We start from the raw sequence: 22,016 nt of genomic DNA on the forward strand, positions 1-22,016 counted from the left end.
AAAATAAGGTAAAATTTAACGTAAAGCTACCACGATCATTCTATTTTTTCCCGGCCATTTTTTCGCTGTAATATTGGCAACACCACTCGATGCTGGCATCAATCGGTTGAAATTCAAAAGAAAATAATTGCCGTATTTTCTTGTTATCGTAGATAAATTCTGTTCCTGCAATTCTGGCAGTTTCCTTCGTAATAAGCGGTTCCGAACTTGTAAACCACGAACGAAAATTTTCCAGTCGAGCAATAATCTTTAGCGTGGTAGAATTCAATTTAATGTGAGGTGCTTTTTTATGAAAAGATGTTGCCAACCTCGAAAAGAAATTCTTGAATGCTATATTTCCGGCATTGGCAATGAAGCGTTCACCTTCTACTTTTTCATGAAGCATGCGATACGCTATAGCAGCAACATCGCGTACGTCTACATAGTTCAGAAAACCGTCTACATAAAACGGCTTTTCGTTCCATACATACTTGAAAAGTTTTGCACTGCTATTGTCCCAATTGGCAGGCGCGAGTATAACAGACGGATTGATGATTACCGTACTCAGTCCTTCTTCCTGCCCGCGAAACACTTCTAGCTCTGCAAAGTATTTTGATTCAGCATAGGTACTGTTGATGGAGCTATCTACCCATTTATTCTTCTCATCGATAACACGCTGTTCTTTCTGGCGCCCCAGTGCAGCAACAGAACTGATGTGTACCAGTCGCTTAACATTCTTCACTAAACATGCATTGACAACATTGCGTGTACCCATTACATTGATATCCATCAGTTGATCTGCTTTGCGCGGATTGAATGAGACAATGGCAGCAGCATGTATAACATGGGTAACATCTTCCAGGGCATCTGCTAATGCAACTTCATCCGCTACGTCAGCATCGCGCCATGTGATATATTGTGCCACATCTTGCAGCAAGGAAGTATCGCTGTTGGTTCTTTTTATAGCAACGAACGATTCCTTGTTTTCAATCAGCTTACGAATAATAAAACTTCCAAGAAGTCCGTTAGCACCGGTTACAGCAATCATGTTAACTCCGTGTTAGAAAGGTTAAGTATATAGCACCGCTTGTTGTTATACCAGAAATATAGCTGGAATATTTAAGACTATTCCGTAATGTTTTGGATAACAATATGGTGTGCCTGCCCGGGATATATAGCGCCACGGCTATAAACTGTTGTTGAGCAGCGGTAAAGATAGAGCTTTTTGAAAGTACTTCATCTGTCGCGCACTGTTAATCAAATTAACGTGCTGAATGGAGTGGCAGTCACTCCCCAGAAAATGTACCCAGCCTTTGTCGATCAGCTTGTTGGCCGTTGCTTGTGCTTGTTTGGAGTAGTAGCCGGTAATGGAACTGATGTTTACCTGGAACAGTACACCACGTTGTAGTAAATCTTCCAGCTTTACTAAATCATTTTGCAAGTAAATATACCGCTCCGGGTGTGCCAGTACCGGTTTATATCCGTTTGTGGTAGCCTTAAAAATAAAATCTTTAAGGTTGAAAGGTTCGGTCAGAAAATTTGTTTCAAACAGCAGGTAGTTTTTGCCGAATGTGAGCATCGGTTCTTTCCGGGTAACCAAACCAAAGGTGTGTTCATCCAGGTAATACTCCGCGGCCGCTTCAATTTCGATTGGTATATTTTTCTCTTTTAGATAAAGTCTCAACGCTTCGAGTTTAGCACGTATACCTTCCGGAGTATTCCGATACGTATCGCTCATCACATGAGGCGATGTAATTACTTTCTGATAACCCAGCTTGATGAATTGAAGAAGTATAGCTTCGGCTTGTTCGAATGTCTCAACACCATCGTCCAGTGCGGGCAGAAGATGGGAATGTATATCAGTTGTGATGGGATTACTGACAACTGATGGAGTTTTTTTTCTAAACCAACTGATCACGCTTTTACCTTAAACAGAGATTTGATTCTGTCGACATTGCTTTTGCCTTCATCTTCATAATATCCGTACCCGTAAGCACTTGATTTTTTCGATGATGGCAAAGCGTTGAGCAAGGTAGTAACATTTACGATCTTATTTATCGAAACGATGCGCTGAAGATTAAACAGAAATTCGCGCTTCGAATAGTTTGCTCTAAAAATATAGATGGATATATCCGCGCGCATCATGGCCTGAATACCATCGGTAACCAAACCAACCGGTGGTGTATCCAGTATAATAATGTCGTAATGGTTCTTTAGCTCTTCCAGCAAGTTGGTGAATTCACCGTTGAGCAGTAACTCAGAAGGGTTTGGAGGTATCGGACCGGAAGGTATATAATCCAGGAAATCGAGGTTCGTAGCGTGTACGCAATCCTGCCAGCGATCTTTACGGATCAGCACGGTACTCATTCCCTTGGAAGGATCCTGAACATGTACCGGTAAATATGACTTTGCCTTGCGCAGATCCAGGTCGATGAGTAGTACTTTTTTCCGCGACAGCGCCATAGCTCCACCGAGGTTCAGCGCCAGAAAAGATTTACCCTCCCCCGAGATAGTAGACGAAATAGCAATAACCCGTTGTTGTTTTTCGGTGCGGAAAAAATCCAGGTTGGTGCGAATAGTGCGTATCGCTTCACTTACCATGGACTTCGGGTGACTGATCACATGAAGTCCTTCCTGTGCAGAGTAACGTGATGATGGCACAACACCCAGCACCGGAACACCCGAAAGTTTTTCGAGCTCGTGTATATTGGTAATTCTGTTGTGAAGCAGGTATAGCAGACCAATAAAGAAAAATATAGCCACCATACTGCCTACAAAACCAATCCCCAACACAATCATCCGGTTAGGGGATATAGGTTGAAAGGGCAATGTAGCAGGAGAGAGTATTTGAAAATCAGGTGTAGTACCAGCCTGTGCAATTTCAAAACCTGATTTTGTCTGCATCAACGATAAATAGAACTCTTCATATAGTTTATAGAACCGTTGATTCTTGGAGTACTGTGTATTTTGATCAGGCATGTTTACAAATGCAGCTTCGAGATGTGCTTTCTGCTGATTCATTTCCTGCAACTTGCGCATCCAGTCTTTCTTGAGTTCGGCCAGCTGCTCGGTTGTTTTGTCTGTGCGAATATCAATTTCCTGTTGTTTCTCGCGGTAAGCGAATGTGTTTTCGTTATACGATAATGTTAACTTCTGTTGTTCCAGCAGCAGGTTTTGTACTTCATCTATATTCCGGTATAAATACTCGGGTATCGACTGGCGCACGGAAGGCGTTATGGCAAAATTCCGCCCCTGTAAACCATCCATCAGTTTGTTTATCTCTTCAAGCCTGCGTGACATAACGTATCGCTGTGAATCGATCTTATTGATGTTGTCGATCGTTTTACGGAGATCTTCCTGAAGGTCGCTTGATTTATTCTTCAGTGTAAAACGTTCAAAGTAATCTTCGAAGCCCTCCATCTTTAGCTCGATTAACTGCAGCTCATTATTCAGCCAGTCAATCTTCTGCTTGTTGGCAAGTTTCTTTTGTTCGTAGCTATAGTTGAGATATGTTTTGTTGATGGCGTGTACAATAGCCTGAGCCTTGTATGGATTATTATCCTGAAAGGCAATGCGTATGGTTTTAGCAGAGTAGTTAAGAGGTTCAACCGAAAGGTTTGAGATGATGTAGCTTAGTAATACATCTTTGCTGTTGATGATGAAGAAAAGGTCGATCTCATCTTCCGAGACAAAGTTCTCATTTTTGTTTATGGTTAATTCAACTCCAGGCATGCGCACAGGCATACCATAGCGTCCGCTGATGCGGTTGTTGCCTTCATTCCAAATCAGTGAAAATGTTTCAGGCGATTCGCGTTCAAAGAATATGGGCCTGTTGAAGAATGAACCGTCCGTTATTTTAAAATCAACTTGAATAGGAGAGTTGTAGAAGAGTTCGTGGTTGAGTACTTCACCCTTGCTGAAATAGCTTACTTCCAGGTTTAATGAATCCAGTACCTGGTTGAGAAAAAGTTTGGAGCGGATCATTTCAATTTCACCTGAAATAATATCCGTATTCTGCGGAGCTTGTCCGGTCACCATGTTGATTCCCAACTCGGAAGCCTCATCTTTTACATCAAGCTTGATCTCAGATGATGATTCGTACCGGTCTTGCGTATAGCGAATGATGAGGTAAGCCGTGAGATTGATAGTAATAAAAATCAATGCAATCCACACCAGGTTATTGCGCATAATAACCAACAGCTTGTTAAAGTCTATTCCTTCGGCAGGTATTTGCGGATTGATATTGTTTTTTACTGACTCCACTAAATCTATTTATATTATCGGGTAATAATAACGATGAGCGTTGTAAGACTGGTGATAATACTCAAGAGAGGACCATAGTCGCGTAAACTTTCAAGCAGTGGTCTGCGAATCGGCTCTACATATACTATATCTCCAGGCTCTATCAGTATATCGTTCTTTTTATATCCTTCAAATGTAGTGAGGTCGGCTATAAATAAAGTGTCACCTCTCATTACGCGTATATTAGAGGCACGTGCATCGTTGTTAATACCTTTGGCGAGCGCTAATACTTCTGTGAGTCGCATGTTCTCATTTATCAACGGAATAACCTGACCACCCGGAGCCCCCAACAGTACTACACGCTTGTTGGTATATTTCAGTATAACAAAAGAATCTTTATAGAACTTTGTAAATTCTTTCTGCAGAAGTTCTTCGGCCTGCGTGATGGTTAGTCCTACCAGGTTGATCGAACCTACCATCGGTAATTTTACGAGACCGTCCTGTCCAACCAGGTAAGAGTTTACTTCTTTCTGGGTTGTAGCCGCCTGCACGTTATTACCGGTTGAAAGATAACGATCCGGATCTATCAGCCGCTCACCTTTACTGGTATATACCTCCAATTCCAGCCTGTCGTTTTTTTGAATAACATAATTTTTTTCTGTTGCCCGAACCTGGGTCTGTACAGCTTCCATATTCGTAGCACGGAACATAATGTTCTGCCGATACGAAGCGCAGGATAAGATCAGGAGGCTCGCAGAAAAAAGAGTCAGTATGGAATAGGAAAGTCGTAAAAGTCTCAACTTCAAAAAAAGTTATTTCAAGTGATCACCGTGAAATTACTGAATTTCTTAATAACTCTTCGAGTGTTGGCAGAACTTGATCTTTGTCAGATATATTCGGGTTCTCAACCTGCCAGTTAATATTGAGCTGAGGATCGTTCCAGCGGATACCATTTTCGGATTCTTTGTTATATACATTCGAGCATTTGTAGAAGAACACCGAGTCTTCCAACGCAGCAAATCCGTGGGCAAATCCTTCCGGCACCATCAGCATATTGCACTTTTCAGCTTCCAGCAGGCAGTAATAAACCTGTGCAAAAGTCTGGGAGCCCTTGCGCAGATCAACCACGACATCAAGTACTTTGCCCGATAATGCTGTTACAAGCTTGGCCTGTGCATAGGGGGGGAGTTGCATGTGCAGTCCTCTGACTACACCCTTTTTAGAAAACGAACGATTCTCCTGCAGGAATTTATAATGTATACCTGCCTTGCTGAAGGTGTCTTCCTTGTAGAACTCATAAAACCAGCCCCGGTTGTCGTGATAAACCGAAGGAATAATCTCTACCAGCCCTTCAATGCCGGTTTGCTTTACTTCCATGAAAATATTGTCTGTAAGTTTAAGAAACCTTTCTTAACTCGCAGATGGTCTGAAGGTACTTGTCGATAACAATGGACTCACTATACTCGGCTTCCATTTTCGCTCTGCCATTTTCTCCGAAGAGTTTTAATGTGGCGTTTTCGAAACCGGCCATCATCTTCATCTTCTCCGCCAGATCATCAGCGTCTTTCAATCTGCAAAGAAGTCCATTAAAATTGTCTTTCACAACATGATTACAGCCGGGCACATCGGTAGCAATGATAGGCTTGGATGAACTGGCAGCTTCCAGCAAGGTACGGGGTGTACCCTCGCGGTAGGAAGGTAATACAATACAATCCGCTTGATGAATATATTTTTGAACGTTATCGGTAGTGCCTAAGTATTCTATAGTCTTGCTGTCAATCCAGTCCTGAATCACTTCTGTTTTGATTCCGCGCTTATGTTCAGGATCCATAGCACCCAACACCTGGAAGTGTGCATTAACACCTGATGATCTTAATTTACGTACGGCCTCTATATATTCCATCACTCCTTTATCGGTAATGAGGCGCGATATGAGGAGGAATGTAAATTTTTCGTTGCGCTGGAAATTCGCAGGCTGAAACTTTTTAAGATCTATACCGGACCCTGGTAACAAGTCTACAGCATTGGCGCGAACAAGTTTACGATTCACGAACAACGTGAGATCATCCGGATTCTGGAAGTAAACTTTTTTAGCGAAGCGGAAGCTGATCTTGTATAAAAAAATGGCGATCGCGGAGACAAGATTTTTTTTGAGGAAGACAGTCCCCAATCCACAAACATTGTTCACTACCGGTATACCCAATAATGATGCAGCAAGTGTGCCGTATACATTTGGCTTAATAGTATAATGAAGAATGATATCAGGATTTACCTTTTTGTAGATGGAGTAGAGTTCAACAACCAAGGCAGAATCCTTAATAGGATTGGCTCCCCGACTGTCCATCTTTACTTTATGATGGATACATCCAGCTTCTTCAAGCAGGTGGGTATATTCATCTACGGGTGCAATCGTGTGTACTTCGTAACCTTGCTCAAGCAGGGCGTGAACGAAGTTCATCCTGAAATTGTAGATATTCCAGGACGTGTTAAGGACGATAGCAATTCTCATGGTCTGGCTCTGGTTATGAGAACTTTCACATTCCTACGATCCGACAAATGGTCGAATTTCTAGACGGCTTTGTAAAAACTCTGGTTTAGATTCACCAAATATAGAAAAAAGTAACCACGGGCGGTAGGGTGCATAAGTTTTTATCACGTATGTTCGCCTCCTGTTAATTCCCCGTTAACGACCTATGAAAGAGAGTTTGAACACAGCAGTATTAGTGGCATTGAGTAGCACACGCACACAGGAAGAAACCGATGAACACCTCGATGAATTGGCCTTCCTGGCGGAAACTATTGGTATTAAGACAGAAGAGCGTTTTGTTCAGAATCTTCCGCATCCGGACCCCCGCACATTTCTGGGAAAAGGAAAAATTGGGGAGCTAAAAGCGTACGTTCATTCCAATAAGATCGGTAATGTAATATTTGATGACGATTTAACTCCTTCGCAGCTACGAAATCTGGAAAGAGAGCTGAATCCAAAAGAACAGGAAGATTTCAAGACCCGGATTTACGATCGAAGCTTGCTGATCCTTGACATCTTTTTATGGCGCGCACAAACTGCACAGGCTCGCACACAAGTTGAGCTGGCGCGCAATCAATATCTGTTGCCCCGACTAACCCGCATGTGGACTCACCTGGAACGCCAGCGTGGCGGGACAGGGACGCGTGGTGGTGCCGGTGAAAAAGAAATAGAAACCGACCGCAGAAATATCCGCTTTCAGATTACAACACTGAAGGAGAAGCTTGAGAAAATCGAGAAACAGCGAGCTACACAGCGCAAGGCCCGCAGCAGCGTAGTTCGTATTGCATTGGTTGGATATACCAACGTAGGTAAATCAACCCTGATGAATTTACTTTCAGGTTCAGGCGTGCTGGCGGAGAATAAACTTTTTGCTACCGTAGATTCTACTGTGCGAAAAGTAGTTTTTGGAAATATACCTTTCCTGCTCTCCGATACGGTTGGATTTATACGGAAGCTTCCACATCACTTGATCGAATCTTTTAAATCAACACTCGATGAAGTGCGCGAAGCAGATTTACTGTTGCATGTTGTAGATCTTGCACATCCCTTTCACGATAACCAGATTGAAGTGGTGATGAAAACGCTGGAGGAAATTGGAGCTGCAAATATACCTACGGTACTGGTATTGAATAAAATAGATTTGTTTCGCGAGAAGCACCCGGATGTAAATCTTGAAGAAACACGGGGCTATTACCGTCAGCATGGTTTTGCTGAAGTGATATTTGTATCGGCACTGGCTAACGAGAATATTAACGCGCTGAAGCAACTTATTTTTGAGAAGGTTAAAGAAAGACATCTGCAGATCTATCCCAACTTTATGAAGGATGGCTACGAATTCTCTCCCTGGCCAACCGAAACAACTTAAAACAGAGCTACTATTTTTTATATTTGCGCCCCGTTTTTATTTGAACTTCAACATAACTGGTCCCGTAGTTCAATGGATAGAATAGGAGTTTCCTAAACTTTTGATGCAGGTTCGATTCCTGTCGGGACTACATGCAAAAAAGCCTTCAAATCATTGAAATTCGAGGGCTTTTTTGTTGAACCTAACGGGATGATCGAACCTCTGCTTCAAGCAGACGCGGCTATAAGTCAGTGGATTATATATTTGTGTGTAGTGGTAGTGCGCTTGGACGAATCTTTGATTCGTTGAACTTTCAGCGGCTGGCAGTTTGTCCAACACTAGTCATAGTCCTCAATTTTGAATTTACTCCTTCCACGTGGGTAAGTTTCTCCGTCCCTCAATTTTACATCAATTAGATTGGTGCAATAAAGAAAAATAACCTGTCCGATTTGACCAATTTTTTTTTTGTTCGTCCTGAAATAAGAACTCTTTTTTTGCTAGCAATCAGGTCTGCCCGTTTGTATATTTTAATTCGATCATAGTCTGCGGAGTCAAGATACAATGTAATTATCGAATCCCTCGTTGGTCTTATGTCAACAGACGGTTTATAAAGAAGATGATCCTTTTTTAGTTTATTGAAAATGTCTATGAAAGACTTGTCTTCACCCTTATGATTAAAGTCAGTGTTGGTAGTGTCCATCCCCAATTCAATTCTTCCCTTTAAACTATCTGGCAAATTGTAAAAACTACTCATTCTCCAAATGTCAAAGGTCAAGTCTCCAATGAGTAAATCGTTGTCATGGTTCGATGAACATGAACTGGTTAAAACCAAAATTAAAATCGCTGTAAATCTCATTGTCATCAACTGCTTGCCGCAAACATTTTGTTGGCGGTAGTTTTATTGTTGTTCACTTTGTTTCCGTTGTCCAAACACAGGTGTCAGTCCCACAAAACAAGCTTGAAATTCTTTGTAGCAAAAATCCATTATCAATAGATCGAGAGGATAAAGTGGAATAAATCTGTCGAAGGGAAGCACAAAGTCTTTTCTTTTTCCAAGGTATTTGAATTCATTCTCTCGAAGTAGGAAATGTCTGTCCATCGGATGTATTCTATAGCGGAGGTAGTCATACCCGAATCCGAATCTTATAGTGTGTTTAAGTCTGTCATCATTCATCACGATGAGATCATTCTTCAGCGTCATTTTAAATTCCATGTATTCGCCACCGATCTCCCCTGGTAAATAATAATTTGTCCGACCACCGGTTGTCATTCTGGCGAGTTGGTATAACAAAGACTGGTTGATTGAAGTCCTCAGACTCCTCACTGAATATAAATCCAAATGAATTGTCTCCATTAGGTTCAAAAATCATTTGGTATATAGGTCTCATATTTTATAGAATCCGTTGAATTGTTGAATTATTCTCGATGTCTCAATCGCTATCAGTATTATTTTCATTTTAATAGCATTAAGTATATATCTTAATTGAATATGGTTAGTCTGTAAGGTGTATATATAACTTGAGGGCAGTTGTTTAAAATTGTTTGTGCCGATTAAAGTGTCAAGTCTCATGAATAAAGTGAAGGGATGTTTTTTAATATGGCAATAAATTTTTGATACATCAATATGTGGTATACTATGTTGTTTTTAATGCCATTTATATAGGTAAATATATAAATTCATTAGAGTTATATATATGTAGGTTAATTTTTGCTGTAATTTTAGGGGGTCAAAATCTGAATCCTCACCCTTGAACCCTTAATCAATATCTTAATGAAAATTGTTGTGTATGCCAAGGCCGTATTGCTGATGGCAGTTTTACTCGTATTTAATTCATGTAACGATGATGATTCCGGAACAGCTTCACCATCCATAACTGACTTTTCTCCAACGGAAGGAATCGAAGGAACAACTGTGACGATCAACGGCACAAACTTTAGCACAATCGCAAGTGAAAACATTGTCAAGTTTAATGGCACGACTGCAAACGTGACGGCAGCCTCGACTACAACGCTTACTGTAACGGTCCCTGCCGGGGCGACCACAGGCAAAATAACTGTCGAAGTTAACTTACAAACGACCACTTCGTCTGGCGATTTTAAAGTACTCGCGGTGCCAGCTATAACTGGTTTTACTCCTATGGAGGGAAGTGAAGGGACAACCGTAACGATTACTGGCACAAACTTCAGCACTGTTATCAGTGAAAATATAGTCATGTTCAATGGCGAGGCAGCAAGCGTTACTGGAACTACCGCTACAACACTTACGGTAACTGCACCTTCAGGAACTACAGGAAAGATTACGGTGCAAGTAGGCACACAGAAAACCACCTCACTGGATGATTTTGTATACAAACCGCTGGTAACGGTAAGCACGCTGGCCGGAAGCGGTATAGCGGGTTTTGCCGATGGTACTGGTACGGCCGCTCAATTTGATCGTCCTTATGGGGTGGCGTTGGATGCCAATGGTAATGTGTATGTGGCAGATGGGGTAAACCAACGTATTCGCAAAATTACAACGGGTGGAGCGGTTAGTACGCTGGCAGGAAGCGGTACCGCAGGCTTTGCTGATGGTATAGGTGCTACGGCACAATTTCGTAACCCGACTGGTATTGCTGTAGATGCGTCCGGTAATGTATACGTAGGGGATGTTACGAATAATCGCATTCGCAAGATTACTCCCAATGGCGTGGTTAGTACGCTTGCGGGTGATGGTACGTCGGGGTTAGCCGATGGCACGGGCACAGCCGCGAAATTTTCTAGCCCTAGTGGGCTGACAGTGGACGCTGCAGGCAATGTTTATGTGTGTGATAGAGAGAATAATTGTATTCGCAAGATTACACCCGATGGTGTAGTGAGTACGCTGGCAGGAGATGGAGCGGCAGGAACCTTCGGCTATGTTGATGGTGTAGGAACGGCCGCTCGATTTACTCAGCCTCAAGGTATAACTGTAGACCCCGCAGGCAATTTATATGTGGTCGACTATGGCAACCATCGAATCCGCAAGGTTACTTCTGGCGGTGTAGTGACTACGCTGGCAGGAAGCTCAAAAGGTTTTGCCGATGGCATCGGTATAGCTGCCAAATTTGACTATCCCCTTGGCATAGCACGGGATACCGAAGGCAACTTGTATGTAGCAGATTATAATAACCAACGCATCCGAAAGATTACGCCAAGTGGTGAGGTTAGCACACTGGCAGGAAGTGGTACGCAAGGCTTTGTCGATGGAACAGGCATTACTGCCCAGTTTGAAGGTCCCTTCGGTGTAGGTATAGATGTCTCTGGCAATTTATATGTGTCAGATAGACTTGGCCATCGCATCCGCAAGATTACGATTCAATAAATCCGTTTACTTCTTCTTTCGATACCTTAATCAAAACCTTAATGAGAATTTTTATACCTGCTACGGCTGTGTTGCTGATAGCGATTTCACTCGTATTTAATTCATGCAACGATGATGACTCAACAACAGCATCTCCATCCATAACCGACTTTTCGCCAACGGAAGGAATTGCAGGAACAACCGTAACGATCAGCGGGGCGAATTTCAGCATCGTCACAAGTGAAAATATTGTCAAGTTCAATGGTACCAGAGCTAACGTCACGGCCGCCACTACTACAACACTTACAGTAACTGCACCTGCAGGTGCAACTACTGGCAAAATAACGGTAGAAGTTGGCACACATACGGCCACTTCGGTTAATGATTTCACTGCACTGACGATACCAACCATATCCGGTTTTTCACCTACTAAAGGAACTTCCGGAACAATCATAACAATTACCGGTACAAACTTCAGTACTGTTATAGGTGAAAACATTGTCAAGTTTAATGGCAAGGCGGCAAACGTAACGGCAGCCACTACCACAACGCTGATGGTAGCAGTACCTGTAGAAGCAACAACTGGCAAAATAACTGTTCAGGTAGACATTAAGACCGCTACCTCATCAGATGATTTCGTATATGTACCACAGATGATGGTAAGCACATTAGCGGGAAGCGGCTCAGCCGGTTTTGTTGATGGTGTTGGCACAGCCGCTCAGTTTAATGATCCTATAGGTATAGCAGTCGATGCTGCAGGCAATTTATATGTGGCTGATACAAAAAATAATCGCATTCGCAAGATTACGTTCAGTGGTGAAGTTAGTACGTTGGCAGGAAGCGGCACTGCCGGCTCTGCTGATGGCACCGGTACCAACGCCGAGTTCAGTACGCCATTTGATGTAGCTGTAGATGCTTCGGGCAATGTATATGTAGCGGACTATGGGAATAATCGCATCCGTAAAATAACAACCAGTGGTGTGGTGAGTACATTGGCAGGGAGTACAGCGGGGTTTGTTAATGGCACAGGAACAGCTGCTAAGTTTAGTGGTCCGGAAGGCGTAGTCGTGGATGCCTCTGGTAATGTATATGTGGCGGATCATCGTAACCATTGCATCCGTAAGATTACAGCAGGTGGTGAGGTAACTACACTTGCGGGAAGCGGTACACTCGGCTTTGTCGATGGCACCGGCACAGCCGCTCAATTTTATGGGCCTACGGATGTAGCTGTAGATGGTGCAGGTAATATATATGTCGCAGACCGTTTCAACCATCGCGTTCGCAAAATTACTTCAGAAGGTGTGGTGAGTACGCTGGGTAATGGTGCTACGTTTAGCGGTCTTATGAGCGTAGCGGTAGATGCTGAAGGAAACGTGTATATAAGCGATAATTCAAGCAATCGTATTAGCAAGATAGCGGATGGTGTAGTGACTACGTTGGCAGGAAGTGTGGCCGGCTTTGCAGACGGCGCAGCTACAGATGCTAAATTTAATGGTCCTGCAGGTGTGGTCATTGATGCATCTGGGAATATTTACGTAGTAGATGAAATCAACCGGCGCATCCGTAAAATTGCGATTCAATAACTTCACGTAGTTAGTTTAGATCTTTTTGCTTTAGTCCTAAAAAACTTGATTTTGATTAAATCCTGAAGGAAAAGGTTCGAAATACCGACCCTCCAGTCTACATTCAACTAAAAAAGCCTGAGATTGTAAGATTTCAGGCTTTTTTTGGTTCGAAGTGATCCTGTTCAGTTCACTGTATCTTCGAAATGCTTACAATTTCAAGGTCTCCTTAATTTGACTAATCGAGAATGTTCGAACCTTGTATGAATATAACTTAAATACGAAGCAATAATTATTAGGAAGGTATATATACCAGTAACTAGCCTGGCTATATAGCAGCAACGCGTTAGCTAATGTAATCTCCTAAACGACTGCCTAAACTTCAAGGGCGAAAGCTTGGTTTTTGTTTTGAATAGTTTACTGAATGATTGTGAATGCTCAAAGCCCAATTCAAAAGCAATTTCGCCTACAGAAAGGTCTGTAGTAGAAAGTTTCTCTTTAGCTTTTTCTATGAGTTTGTTGTGTATATGTTGTTGTGTATTTTGACCTGTTAAAACTTTTAGAAGTCCACTTAAGTAACTTGGGGAAACATTTAGCACTTCAGCAAGGTGTTGAACAGTTGGTAGTCCTTTCGCTATAATATTATCACCATTGAAATATTCATCGAGGTATCTTTCTAAACGGCCAAGTATTTGATGATTGTTTTTCTTCCGGGTTATAAACTGGCGCTGATAGAAACGATCTGCATAGTTGAGCAGCGCTTCTATTTGAGAAATGATAATACTCTGACTAAACTTGTCAATGTTCGAATGATATTCTTGCTGAATGTTTTGAATGATATTATTTATAATGTTTTCTTCTTTCTCCGACAAAAACAGCGCTTCATTAGCTGCGTAGCTGAAGTATTCATATTGCTTTATATTTTTAGCCAACGGTGTGTTCCAGAAAAAATCCGGATGAATAAATAATATCCATCCGGCAGGGCCGGAGTCTGCATCTTCTTGTTTTTCAATTCTCAAAAGCTGATTTGGAGCAATAAAAAACATTACACCTTCATCGAAATCATATGTTTGCTGACCATAAATCATCTTACCAAGCATATTTCTCTTAATAGAGATGGAATAGCATCCAAAGACAATACTGTTCGGGATGCTCTTTGATTTGATGTTCGAAAAATCTACGAGGCTGATTAACGGATGCTCAGGCTGTGGTAATCCCAATAGCCTATGAAACTCCATTATCGATTTCACTTTGAGTGGATTTGTACTACTCATTTTACTAAGATAATATTGCTGCAGTTTATTTCTCGTGCATACCCGACCATGTCTAGCAGAACATCACATGCTTTCTCCGGAAAAAGTGAATACAACTTTACCTGCAATTCGCTGACCATTCTCGATAGCCCTGATTGTTTCAACCGCATTTGAAAAACTGACACGTAAACCAATTTCAGGTTTTAACAATCCATGAGCAGCCAGCTTAGCGATTTCTGGAAGATGTTTAGTACCCATCGTTGCAAAAACAATTTTATATCGACCTGATAGCACGCCACGAATTATCCTCCCGGCTGTGGGGTTAATGTCTATAAACTTTCCCCTTGGCTTAAGCATTGACAGCGCATGACCTATATTCATTGTTCCTGCTGTGTCGAAAATTAAGTCAACTGGTTCAGCTTTCTTCTGATATCCCTCGTCATTATAGTTAAAGACAGGGTCAACGCCCAGCAGCTTGGCCCGATGCATCGATGTCTGACTGCAAGTGCCTGCTACTTTCGCACCCTTCGCTATAGCCAATTGAACCGCCGTTAAACCAACTGCACCAGTGCAACCGTTGATCAATACCTGTGAATGACTCGATACCGGTTTTTTACCAAGTAGAGCAGCCCATGCCGTAGTAGCTGCAATTGGGAGACATGCGGCTTCTTCGAAGGACACTTGTGAAGTTTTTTTTACCACGTATCGGGATTTTGTAACGAGGGCTTCTGCAAATGCTCCTGGGTGTTTAACATCCATTGTGCCGAATACCTTATCGCCCTTCTGAACATTCGATACATTTCTTCCAACCGCTTGGACAATGCCTGCGAAATCTGAACCGATACCTTTGGGGAATTGCCTGTTCATAAAGAGTTTCATAGCACCTTGTCTCTGCTTCCAATCCAATGGATTGACCGCCGCTGCAACTACTTTTATTAATACGTCATCAGGTTTTAACTGCGGTAATTCGTATTCACCCATGTACATTTCAGAAGCATCACCATATTTATTGAATTGTATTCTTCTTGCTTTCATTTTATAAGTTTTAGTATGTCAATTCATTTTTGTTGAGTCCAAATCTGAGGCGCACCGTTATTGGATAACTATGTTTTGAACTGCTTTTTCGAGTGCAGTTTCCTTTATTCCCGGTATAGCTAATCCTTCAACCCTTACTGCTTCAACATCAGTTAATCCAATAAATCCTAACACAGCTTTTAAGTATGGCTCTGTAAAATTGAACATCTTCCTGGGGCCTTCGGAAAATACACCACCGCTAGATATGGCTAGATATACCTTTTTATTGCCGATCAAACCGTTAGCGCCATCTGCTGTATATCTGAATGTTTTGCCCGCACGAACTATAAAATCTATCCAGGACTTTAACACCGAAGGAATGGTGAGATTGTATGTAGGTACACCAATAACAATGATATCGGCATCTATCAATTCGCTGATAAGTTGGTCTGATAGCTTCACGGTTTCTTCCTTCTCTACAGGATCTATATCATCGCTATTGCTGAATGCTTTAAAATGATTTTCTGAAAAGTACGGCAACGGAGAATTTGTTAGGTTTCTTGTAACTAATGTTAAAGAGGGCTCTTTTTCTCTTAGTTTTTCAATGATGGCATTTGAAAGCTTGGAGCTATAAGAGTGCTCTGTCTTTAAGCTCGAGTTGATTTGAAGTATTTTCATTTTCTTATTTTTCCGTAAAGCTCTGACGCAGCAAAAACACAGATGTAGTCGTATTAACTTTCCTTGTAGTCAAAATCGAAAATTGGGCCTTGCGAACCACTTTGATATGCATAGATTGTTGATGAACTGTAAAAAAGGAGGAGTATATATATGAGTATCAATACAACAGAATTCAGAAAGAACTTTAGTATATAATATCTAGGCAGACATTACGATACATATCCGGGGAGGAAGCAGTTTGTTGCATTTGTTAATGTAGCGGTAGCCAGAAGCTCGAAAAGGCCGGAGCAAAAGTGTTGCACTATAATTTGGCTACAACAATCTCAGATTTAGATACATTTCTCTAATAGCCGTTGCAAATCTTTGTCATTAGATAACTGAATATTATGGCAACTCTTAACAGGCAATCATTACTTGCAGAACCCTATGCATCCATTCTGATTCGTGAAGATCGAATACTCTCGATAACGTTAAAGGGCTTCATTAAATCAGAGCAAATCAATAAAGTCATGTCCGTTGTTATGGGTGCTGTTAAAGAACTAAATTCAAAGTTGATTTTGATCAATCAGCAGGACCTAAAGGTTTTATCGAGAGAAACACAAAATCAAATAGTCACGAATATCAATGAACTGAACCGTCTCGTTTCGCGTGTGGCTATTATTGAATCAGAGGATATATTTGCTGTTGCTGGGCTAAAAGCCGTTCAAAAAAATGTTCATGCAATCCTGTTAGGTTCACCATACCCAGACTTTGTACCAATGCAACTACCGCCAACAAAATGTTTATGTCAGCTGGGGTTTTTTGTAAGCAACTCTGTATATTTGTGTAACTAGTTACGTAATTAAATACTTAACAAATTATGAGATTATGAAAAACGTAGTCAAGAAGGAAAATGCAGTTGCCAGACAATTTTTAGGGGTTGATTTTGTGGTCCTCTCTATAGGTAAGGATTCAATGGTTACAAAGATGCTATATAAGACAACCGATTTTGTTCCTTTCCATAAGCACCCGAATGAGCAGAGTGGCTATGTTATTTCAGGTAAATACAAATTGAAATTTAACGGGGAAGAATTTTTATTATCGGAAGGTGATACCTATTCTATTCCGGCTGACATTGAACATTCAATCGAAATTATTGAGGCAGGTCAGGTGGTAGATGTGTTTACACCAATTCGACAAGATTATTTGTAAATATGTGTTTATGAAAAAAGCGACTCTACAGATCGCCTTTTTCATGCTTGCACAGGAGCCTATATATTCTAGTTATCCTGCCATAACTTCGGAATAGTAAGCAGGGTATAATCGTCTAAACATAGCGTAGGTCACGGCTACCATTGCAGAAGCAACAATAGCATCCGTTGTTGCACCTATACCAAGTACCGCGAGTTTGGAGGCGAAGGCAAAAATGATATCGAAGAATATACCGGCAAATACCCATTCTTTTAAACGCAGAAGTTTATTGGGAGTCAATAAGACAACTACGCCTGACACTTTAGCGACACCAAGTATATAGATGAAATGTGACGGGTATCCTAACTGTTGTGTGATGCCCCATACAATAGGATTTGTAGTAAGTTCAAAGAAACCACTGGCTCCAAACCATAATGAAGTTAATATAGCGCCTGTCCAGTAAATTACTTTTGTTGTTTTCAGGTTCATGATTTGTTGTTTTGAGTTTAATGATGCTCAAAACTGCAAGTACTCGCGCAGTAATCTCAGTGAATTATAGGCGAAGTGGACAAATTGAATGGCCGGTCAGGCAACCATCGTGTGGACTCACCATGGTTTTCATGCCATACTGTAATTAAAACGCATAATGACGCATGCCTCCATCCACAACGGCTACACTACCCGTAATATACCGGGCACGTGGCGATACCAGGAACATTGCCATGTTAGCTATGTCCTGCGGTTCACCGAAGTCACCTAATGGAATTTCACGCTCGGCAAACTTCCTGCGCTCATCCCCGGGAAAGAACGGACGAATGTTCGCAGTATCGATAAGTCCGGGCTGCAGACAATTAACACGAATACCATATTGACCAAGTTGTGAAGCAAGTTGCTTGGACCATGCCGCTATACTTGCTTTGGCAACGGCCGAAGCATTGATCGAACGCAATTCGTATGTACTAGTGATATTTAAAATTGAACCCTGCTTACGTTCTATGAATTGTGGCAAAAGTTGTTGTGTTAGTTGTCGATGCCTACCGAAGTCGAGCGTCATCGCGGCATCCCATTCATCTTCAGCTCCAATAACGTCCAGGGGTCGGCTGCGGCCCGCGTTGTTAATGAGTATATCTATAGTACCCAGTGCTGCGAGCGCTGCTGTGGCAATCTTTTGAGGTCCGTCAGGTGCGACAAAATTTTGGACGAAAGTAACGGGCTCAACACCACCGGCCGCTATAATTTCATCTTTGAGACTGTCCAGCAGATCTTCGTTTCTCGCGGTGGCAAAAACTTTTACACCCTCTATCGCCGATTCTTTAGCAATCGCCCGGCCGAATCCCTGGCTTGCACCGCTTACAATAGCAGTTTTTCCTTTTAAATACAGATCCATAATTTTTTGCTTGCTTTAAAATTTCTATGCAAGAGTAACGCACCACTTTTGATTTTATACGTTGTAGAATTAATTGTATGGTACTATAAAACATGTAAGTAATGGCAACCCGCAAACAAGACTCCACCTACACCCGAAACGAGAAATGTATTGTTGAATGTGATCTCACCTATGTTATTCAAAAAATTGAAGGTCGGTGGAAATTGCAATTGCTAAGTAAATTGGAAGAACGAAAGTTCAGGTTCAGTGAGTTGAAGAAAGAGTTTTCGCTAATTACTGAGCGCATGCTAACGCTACAGTTGCGGGCACTGGAACAGGATGGGCTGGTGAAGCGAACGGTGTTCGCTGAAGTGCCACCGCGGGTGGAGTATGAACTTACAGCGATGGCGCTCGAGTTAGCCCCTATCTTTAAACAATTGAGTGACTGGGGTAACAAACATCGGAAGTTGGCAGAGAAGGCTTTGGTATAGATGTACCAGAATCTTTTTATGATCATACTTGTATGTACAAATATAAAGTTTATTACCTTTGTATCGATTTGAAAAAGTTGGAGAACGAGTATCGTAAGTGTCTTTATTTTTCGGCCAATGCTCTGGCGCGGAAAACGGAGAAGCTGGCCCAGGAGAGCTGGAGTAAGGTTGATCTTACACCCAGTCATGCCTATTTATTGATGCTGGTAATTGATCAGCCGGGTATACAGCCCACGCAGATCGCGACTTATCTACACTTAACACCCAGCACGGTAACGCGACTCATCTTGAAACTTGAAAGTAAAAAGCTTGTGCATCGCACCATGGAAGGTAAGATGACTAACGTTTACCCGACAACGAAAGGAAGCAACCTGCTGCCGAAGCTGCATGCCTGCCAGCAGGAATTTTTCGCCAACTATGTGAAGATCCTGGGCGAGAACGAAAGCACACGACTCGCTCTTCAAATGGTAAATGTTGCTGATAAACTGAAGGGTTGATTTTTTTTGCAATGATATTTGTATATACAAACATAACCTATAAATAGTATGAATTATGTAATTACAGGAGGGGCGGGTAATATCTCGGCACCCTTGGTTAAAAATCTACTGGCGGCCGGTAAACGTGTTACTGTAGTAGGAAGAAATGCAGACAACCTCAAAGAACTGACGCAGGCAGGTGCAACGGCAGCGATTGGTTCGGTAGAAGATGTAGATTTTCTTACCAGGACATTTAAAGATGCCGATGCGGTATATACTATGATACCTCCCAAATGGGACGCACCTCAATGGAAAAAGCATATCGGAAAGATTGGTGAAAACTTTGCGACTGCTATAAAAGGGTCAAGTGTGAAATATGTGGTTAACCTGAGCAGCATCGGGGCACATTTACCGGATGGCGTAGGGCCGGTTAGCGGACTATATTTAGCAGAGAATGCGTTGAACAAACTCGAAGGCGTAAATATACTTCACCTGCGTCCATCGTACTTTTATCATAACCTGTTGTCTAATGTTGGTCTGGTCAAGCAAGCCGGAATTATGGGGGGTAATTTTGCGATCGATAATAACAAGTTTCCGATTGTAGATCCGCAGGATATCAGTGCTGCTGCGTTTGAAGAACTCACATCGTTGAAATTTACCGGGCACAGCGTACGATATGTGGTGAGTGATGAAGTCTCTACCGATGCAATTGCCAAAGCGATTGGCAGTGCCATTGGTAAACCAGACCTGGCGTGGGTAAAATTCCCGGATGATCAGGCATTACAAGGTATGTTGCAAGCCGGACTATCAAAGGAAGTAGCGGAGAATTATGTTGAGATGGGGGTTGCGTTACACTCCGGTAAAATGGCAGAAGACTATTGGAAGAACCGTACCGGGAAACTTGGAAAAGTAAAGCTTAATGATTTCGCAAAAGTATTTGCCGCTATATATGGTGCTGCATAAAATATAGCGGGATGGTGTACTTATTTTATGAATGCGGAGTGCCTGTCAGCTCCGCATTTTTTGTTCCGGCATAAATGCTTTAGCTATATCCTGCAGGGTTTGTAACCAGCTACCCTTCGGCAGTGAATATCTTGTCATACTTGGAGAGGCACTTATGGAAGGTGGCCTGTATAGTAGAGATCTTGCTCTTGCCAGTTTCACCCATTTTTGACTCTTCCGTGTCATACAGCATGTGCGCGATGTCGGGATCGAAGAGATGCCGCTCTATTTCTTCGTACAAATCTGCCAAGTCTTTGACAAGCCCGGTCTCATCACCAAACTCGGCAGCCATATCCCGGATATACTTTCGGATAATGGCGTGTGTTTTTAACAGCAGCCGGTAAGTTGGTAATTTATTTTCGTGCTGATCGATTTTAAAAAAGAAGGCAATTTCATTCAGGCTTCTCGTTAGCAGAATAAAGTAAATGCGTTCCCGGGTTCTCCGCTTCCGCTTCCTCATAATATTCAGCACCAATTTGTATATCAGCACGATACAGCCTAGAGTGATGAATATAATCAGCACGTAATCGCTCTGTATTGAATTCGCATCGGTCATAAGTATAACGGCTTGACTTTAATCTGTTACAAAGATATCCGCCATAGAAAATTATGAATGAGCATGAATACTTGCTGGAATATCCGTATAACTACGGACACGCGGCAAAATTTTATAGTGCAGCCATTAATAATGTTTTGAGGTTACTGAAATCACTGTGTTTAAAAATCCACCATGAATGATGAAATGGTATGCATGCAAACTATAGTGTAGTAAAATGCATCGTGTATAATTCACATTTACTTAATATGTATATAGGTATAAACTCGGAGCGAAACCGGTTTCGTAAATAAAACATGAAGTAAAGTTCGGTTCAATCAATATTATTTCTGAAGTTAGTACAAAGGCTAAGCCTATACGCTATATATAGCCTCATACTAAGCCCAAAACCCATCTTGACCGAGCCTGACTATTTTTCGCTGGTAAAGAACATTCGGCAGAATGACAAGAAGAGCCTGGAAGCTCTGTTCAGGCTTTTATATACCCCGCTGCGTAATTACGCCAACGTCATTATCAATAGCAAAGAAGACGCGGAAGATATAGTTCAGGAAGTCTTTTTAAAGCTCTGGAACAGTCGGGGCGATCTCGATGAAAACAAGAGTATAAAGACTTATTTATATGTATGCACGAAGCACAGTTGCCTGAATTGGCTCAAGCACACCAAAGTGCGAAGCGATTATGCACGGGTAATGGCCGTTGTATATGAGTCTTCATCAGACGAACTTTCTCCTCACGAATCGCTGGTTGTCAATGATATTGAAAGCGATCTGTCGATAGCACTGGACGAACTTCCAACCCAATGTCGCAAAATATTTGAGCTGAGCCGCTTTGAAGGATTGAAGTATCACGAAATAGCATCCAGGCTGAATATATCTATTAAAACTGTGGAGACTCAAATGTCGCGGGCGCTGGTTAAGATCAGGTTCCAGCTCAAGAAGCATAGCACTACACCGCATACACTGTTGTGGCTGGCCATTATATTTTCCAGAAAGCTGTAAACTTTTTGTCAGGGTAAAATCAGGCTGAGTTGTATTTG

At 42.0% G+C, this 22,016-nt stretch carries 22 protein-coding genes and 1 tRNA gene; 10 read left to right on the plus strand and 13 right to left on the minus strand.

Translation table 11 applies throughout. The features are described from left to right. Positions 1 to 40: 40 nt before the first annotated feature. The 6 genes from ACFQ21_RS29035 to ACFQ21_RS29060 all read right to left on the minus strand — a co-directional run bounded on the left by ACFQ21_RS29035 (position 41) and on the right by ACFQ21_RS29060 (position 6,730). A complete protein-coding gene (locus tag ACFQ21_RS29035) occupies positions 41 to 1,027 on the minus strand; it encodes an NAD-dependent epimerase/dehydratase family protein (protein ID WP_377586075.1) in 987 nt (328 codons plus the stop codon). Between the two features lie 138 nt (positions 1,028 to 1,165). Next, on the minus strand, positions 1,166 to 1,897 hold the full coding sequence (locus tag ACFQ21_RS29040) for a tyrosine-protein phosphatase (RefSeq protein ID WP_377586077.1): 732 nt from the start codon (positions 1,895 to 1,897) through the stop codon (positions 1,166 to 1,168). Next, positions 1,894 to 4,242 (minus strand): GumC family protein, encoded by a 2,349-nt coding sequence (locus ACFQ21_RS29045; protein ID WP_377586079.1) that lies wholly within the window; start codon positions 4,240 to 4,242, stop codon positions 1,894 to 1,896. Before ACFQ21_RS29045 ends, ACFQ21_RS29040 begins: the two co-directional genes overlap by 4 nt. A gap of 14 nt (positions 4,243 to 4,256) precedes the next feature. Continuing rightward, entirely contained in the window at positions 4,257 to 4,913 is a 657-nt protein-coding gene (locus tag ACFQ21_RS29050; RefSeq protein ID WP_377586081.1) for a polysaccharide biosynthesis/export family protein, read from the minus strand. A 133-nt stretch (positions 4,914 to 5,046) separates the two neighbouring features. Beyond that, entirely contained in the window at positions 5,047 to 5,598 is a 552-nt protein-coding gene (gene rfbC / locus ACFQ21_RS29055; RefSeq protein WP_377586083.1) for a dTDP-4-dehydrorhamnose 3,5-epimerase, read from the minus strand. Positions 5,599 to 5,617: 19 nt separating this feature from the next. Beyond that, the gene (locus tag ACFQ21_RS29060) at positions 5,618 to 6,730 is read right to left on the minus strand and encodes a glycosyltransferase family 4 protein (RefSeq protein ID WP_377586085.1); all 1,113 of its coding nucleotides are present in this window, start codon (positions 6,728 to 6,730) and stop codon (positions 5,618 to 5,620) included. 184 nt (positions 6,731 to 6,914) lie between these two features. Between ACFQ21_RS29060 and hflX the strand changes: the two genes are divergently transcribed. After that, positions 6,915 to 8,114, plus strand: coding sequence for a GTPase HflX (gene hflX, locus ACFQ21_RS29065; protein WP_377586087.1), 1,200 nt, complete (start codon positions 6,915 to 6,917; stop codon positions 8,112 to 8,114). 58 nt (positions 8,115 to 8,172) lie between these two features. Next, positions 8,173 to 8,244, plus strand: a tRNA-Arg gene (locus ACFQ21_RS29070). A 747-nt stretch (positions 8,245 to 8,991) separates the two neighbouring features. Here ACFQ21_RS29070 and ACFQ21_RS29075 read toward each other — a convergent pair. Further along, positions 8,992 to 9,363, minus strand: a complete 372-nt coding sequence (locus ACFQ21_RS29075; protein ID WP_377586089.1) for a hypothetical protein — start codon at positions 9,361 to 9,363, stop codon at positions 8,992 to 8,994. A 501-nt stretch (positions 9,364 to 9,864) separates the two neighbouring features. Here ACFQ21_RS29075 and ACFQ21_RS29080 point away from each other — a divergent pair. Beyond that, positions 9,865 to 11,433, plus strand: a complete 1,569-nt coding sequence (locus tag ACFQ21_RS29080) for an IPT/TIG domain-containing protein (protein WP_377586091.1) — start codon at positions 9,865 to 9,867, stop codon at positions 11,431 to 11,433. A gap of 41 nt (positions 11,434 to 11,474) precedes the next feature. After that, entirely contained in the window at positions 11,475 to 12,995 is a 1,521-nt protein-coding gene (locus ACFQ21_RS29085; protein ID WP_377586093.1) for an IPT/TIG domain-containing protein, read from the plus strand. Positions 12,996 to 13,324: 329 nt separating this feature from the next. Here ACFQ21_RS29085 and ACFQ21_RS29090 read toward each other — a convergent pair whose 3' ends face one another. The 3 genes from ACFQ21_RS29090 to ACFQ21_RS29100 all read right to left on the minus strand — a co-directional run bounded on the left by ACFQ21_RS29090 (position 13,325) and on the right by ACFQ21_RS29100 (position 15,919). Then, on the minus strand, positions 13,325 to 14,248 hold the full coding sequence (locus ACFQ21_RS29090; RefSeq protein ID WP_377586095.1) for a helix-turn-helix domain-containing protein: 924 nt from the start codon (positions 14,246 to 14,248) through the stop codon (positions 13,325 to 13,327). A gap of 63 nt (positions 14,249 to 14,311) precedes the next feature. Then, positions 14,312 to 15,262 carry an NAD(P)-dependent alcohol dehydrogenase gene (locus ACFQ21_RS29095; protein ID WP_377586097.1) on the minus strand — a complete coding sequence of 317 codons (951 nt, stop codon included), beginning with the start codon at positions 15,260 to 15,262 and terminating at the stop codon, positions 14,312 to 14,314. A gap of 57 nt (positions 15,263 to 15,319) precedes the next feature. Then, positions 15,320 to 15,919, minus strand: coding sequence for an FMN-dependent NADH-azoreductase (locus ACFQ21_RS29100; protein WP_377586099.1), 600 nt, complete (start codon positions 15,917 to 15,919; stop codon positions 15,320 to 15,322). Positions 15,920 to 16,305: 386 nt separating this feature from the next. Between ACFQ21_RS29100 and ACFQ21_RS29105 the strand changes: the two genes are divergently transcribed. Then, positions 16,306 to 16,752: a hypothetical protein gene (locus ACFQ21_RS29105; RefSeq protein WP_377586101.1), complete on the plus strand. Its 447-nt coding sequence runs from the start codon at positions 16,306 to 16,308 to the stop codon at positions 16,750 to 16,752. 34 nt (positions 16,753 to 16,786) lie between these two features. Beyond that, positions 16,787 to 17,110: a cupin domain-containing protein gene (locus ACFQ21_RS29110; protein WP_377586103.1), complete on the plus strand. Its 324-nt coding sequence runs from the start codon at positions 16,787 to 16,789 to the stop codon at positions 17,108 to 17,110. 72 nt (positions 17,111 to 17,182) lie between these two features. Here the strand turns inward: ACFQ21_RS29110 and ACFQ21_RS29115 are convergent, their stop codons facing one another. Together ACFQ21_RS29115 and ACFQ21_RS29120 are read right to left on the minus strand one after the other, a co-directional pair. Beyond that, positions 17,183 to 17,578 carry a DoxX family protein gene (locus ACFQ21_RS29115; protein ID WP_377586105.1) on the minus strand — a complete coding sequence of 132 codons (396 nt, stop codon included), beginning with the start codon at positions 17,576 to 17,578 and terminating at the stop codon, positions 17,183 to 17,185. Between the two features lie 145 nt (positions 17,579 to 17,723). Next, the gene (locus ACFQ21_RS29120; protein ID WP_377586107.1) at positions 17,724 to 18,476 is read right to left on the minus strand and encodes an SDR family NAD(P)-dependent oxidoreductase; all 753 of its coding nucleotides are present in this window, start codon (positions 18,474 to 18,476) and stop codon (positions 17,724 to 17,726) included. A gap of 101 nt (positions 18,477 to 18,577) precedes the next feature. On the opposite strand from ACFQ21_RS29120, the gene ACFQ21_RS29125 reads away from it, so the two are divergent. From ACFQ21_RS29125 to ACFQ21_RS29135, 3 genes are all read left to right on the plus strand, one after another. Next, positions 18,578 to 18,946, plus strand: coding sequence for a winged helix-turn-helix transcriptional regulator (locus ACFQ21_RS29125; RefSeq protein ID WP_377586109.1), 369 nt, complete (start codon positions 18,578 to 18,580; stop codon positions 18,944 to 18,946). A gap of 68 nt (positions 18,947 to 19,014) precedes the next feature. After that, a complete protein-coding gene (locus ACFQ21_RS29130; RefSeq protein ID WP_377586111.1) occupies positions 19,015 to 19,443 on the plus strand; it encodes a MarR family winged helix-turn-helix transcriptional regulator in 429 nt (142 codons plus the stop codon). 48 nt (positions 19,444 to 19,491) lie between these two features. Further along, on the plus strand, positions 19,492 to 20,385 hold the full coding sequence (locus ACFQ21_RS29135; RefSeq protein WP_377586113.1) for an NAD(P)H-binding protein: 894 nt from the start codon (positions 19,492 to 19,494) through the stop codon (positions 20,383 to 20,385). A gap of 109 nt (positions 20,386 to 20,494) precedes the next feature. On the opposite strand, the gene ACFQ21_RS29140 is transcribed toward ACFQ21_RS29135, so the two are convergent. Then, positions 20,495 to 20,884: a hypothetical protein gene (locus tag ACFQ21_RS29140; protein WP_377586115.1), complete on the minus strand. Its 390-nt coding sequence runs from the start codon at positions 20,882 to 20,884 to the stop codon at positions 20,495 to 20,497. 491 nt (positions 20,885 to 21,375) lie between these two features. Here ACFQ21_RS29140 and ACFQ21_RS29145 point away from each other — a divergent pair, with 491 nt between their 5' ends. Then, complete coding sequence (locus ACFQ21_RS29145; RefSeq protein ID WP_377586117.1) at positions 21,376 to 21,978, plus strand: RNA polymerase sigma-70 factor; 603 nt, start codon at positions 21,376 to 21,378, stop codon at positions 21,976 to 21,978. Positions 21,979 to 22,016 lie beyond the last annotated feature (38 nt).

Source organism: Ohtaekwangia kribbensis (genome assembly GCF_042676245.1).
Classification (GTDB): domain Bacteria; phylum Bacteroidota; class Bacteroidia; order Cytophagales; family Cyclobacteriaceae; genus Ohtaekwangia; species Ohtaekwangia kribbensis.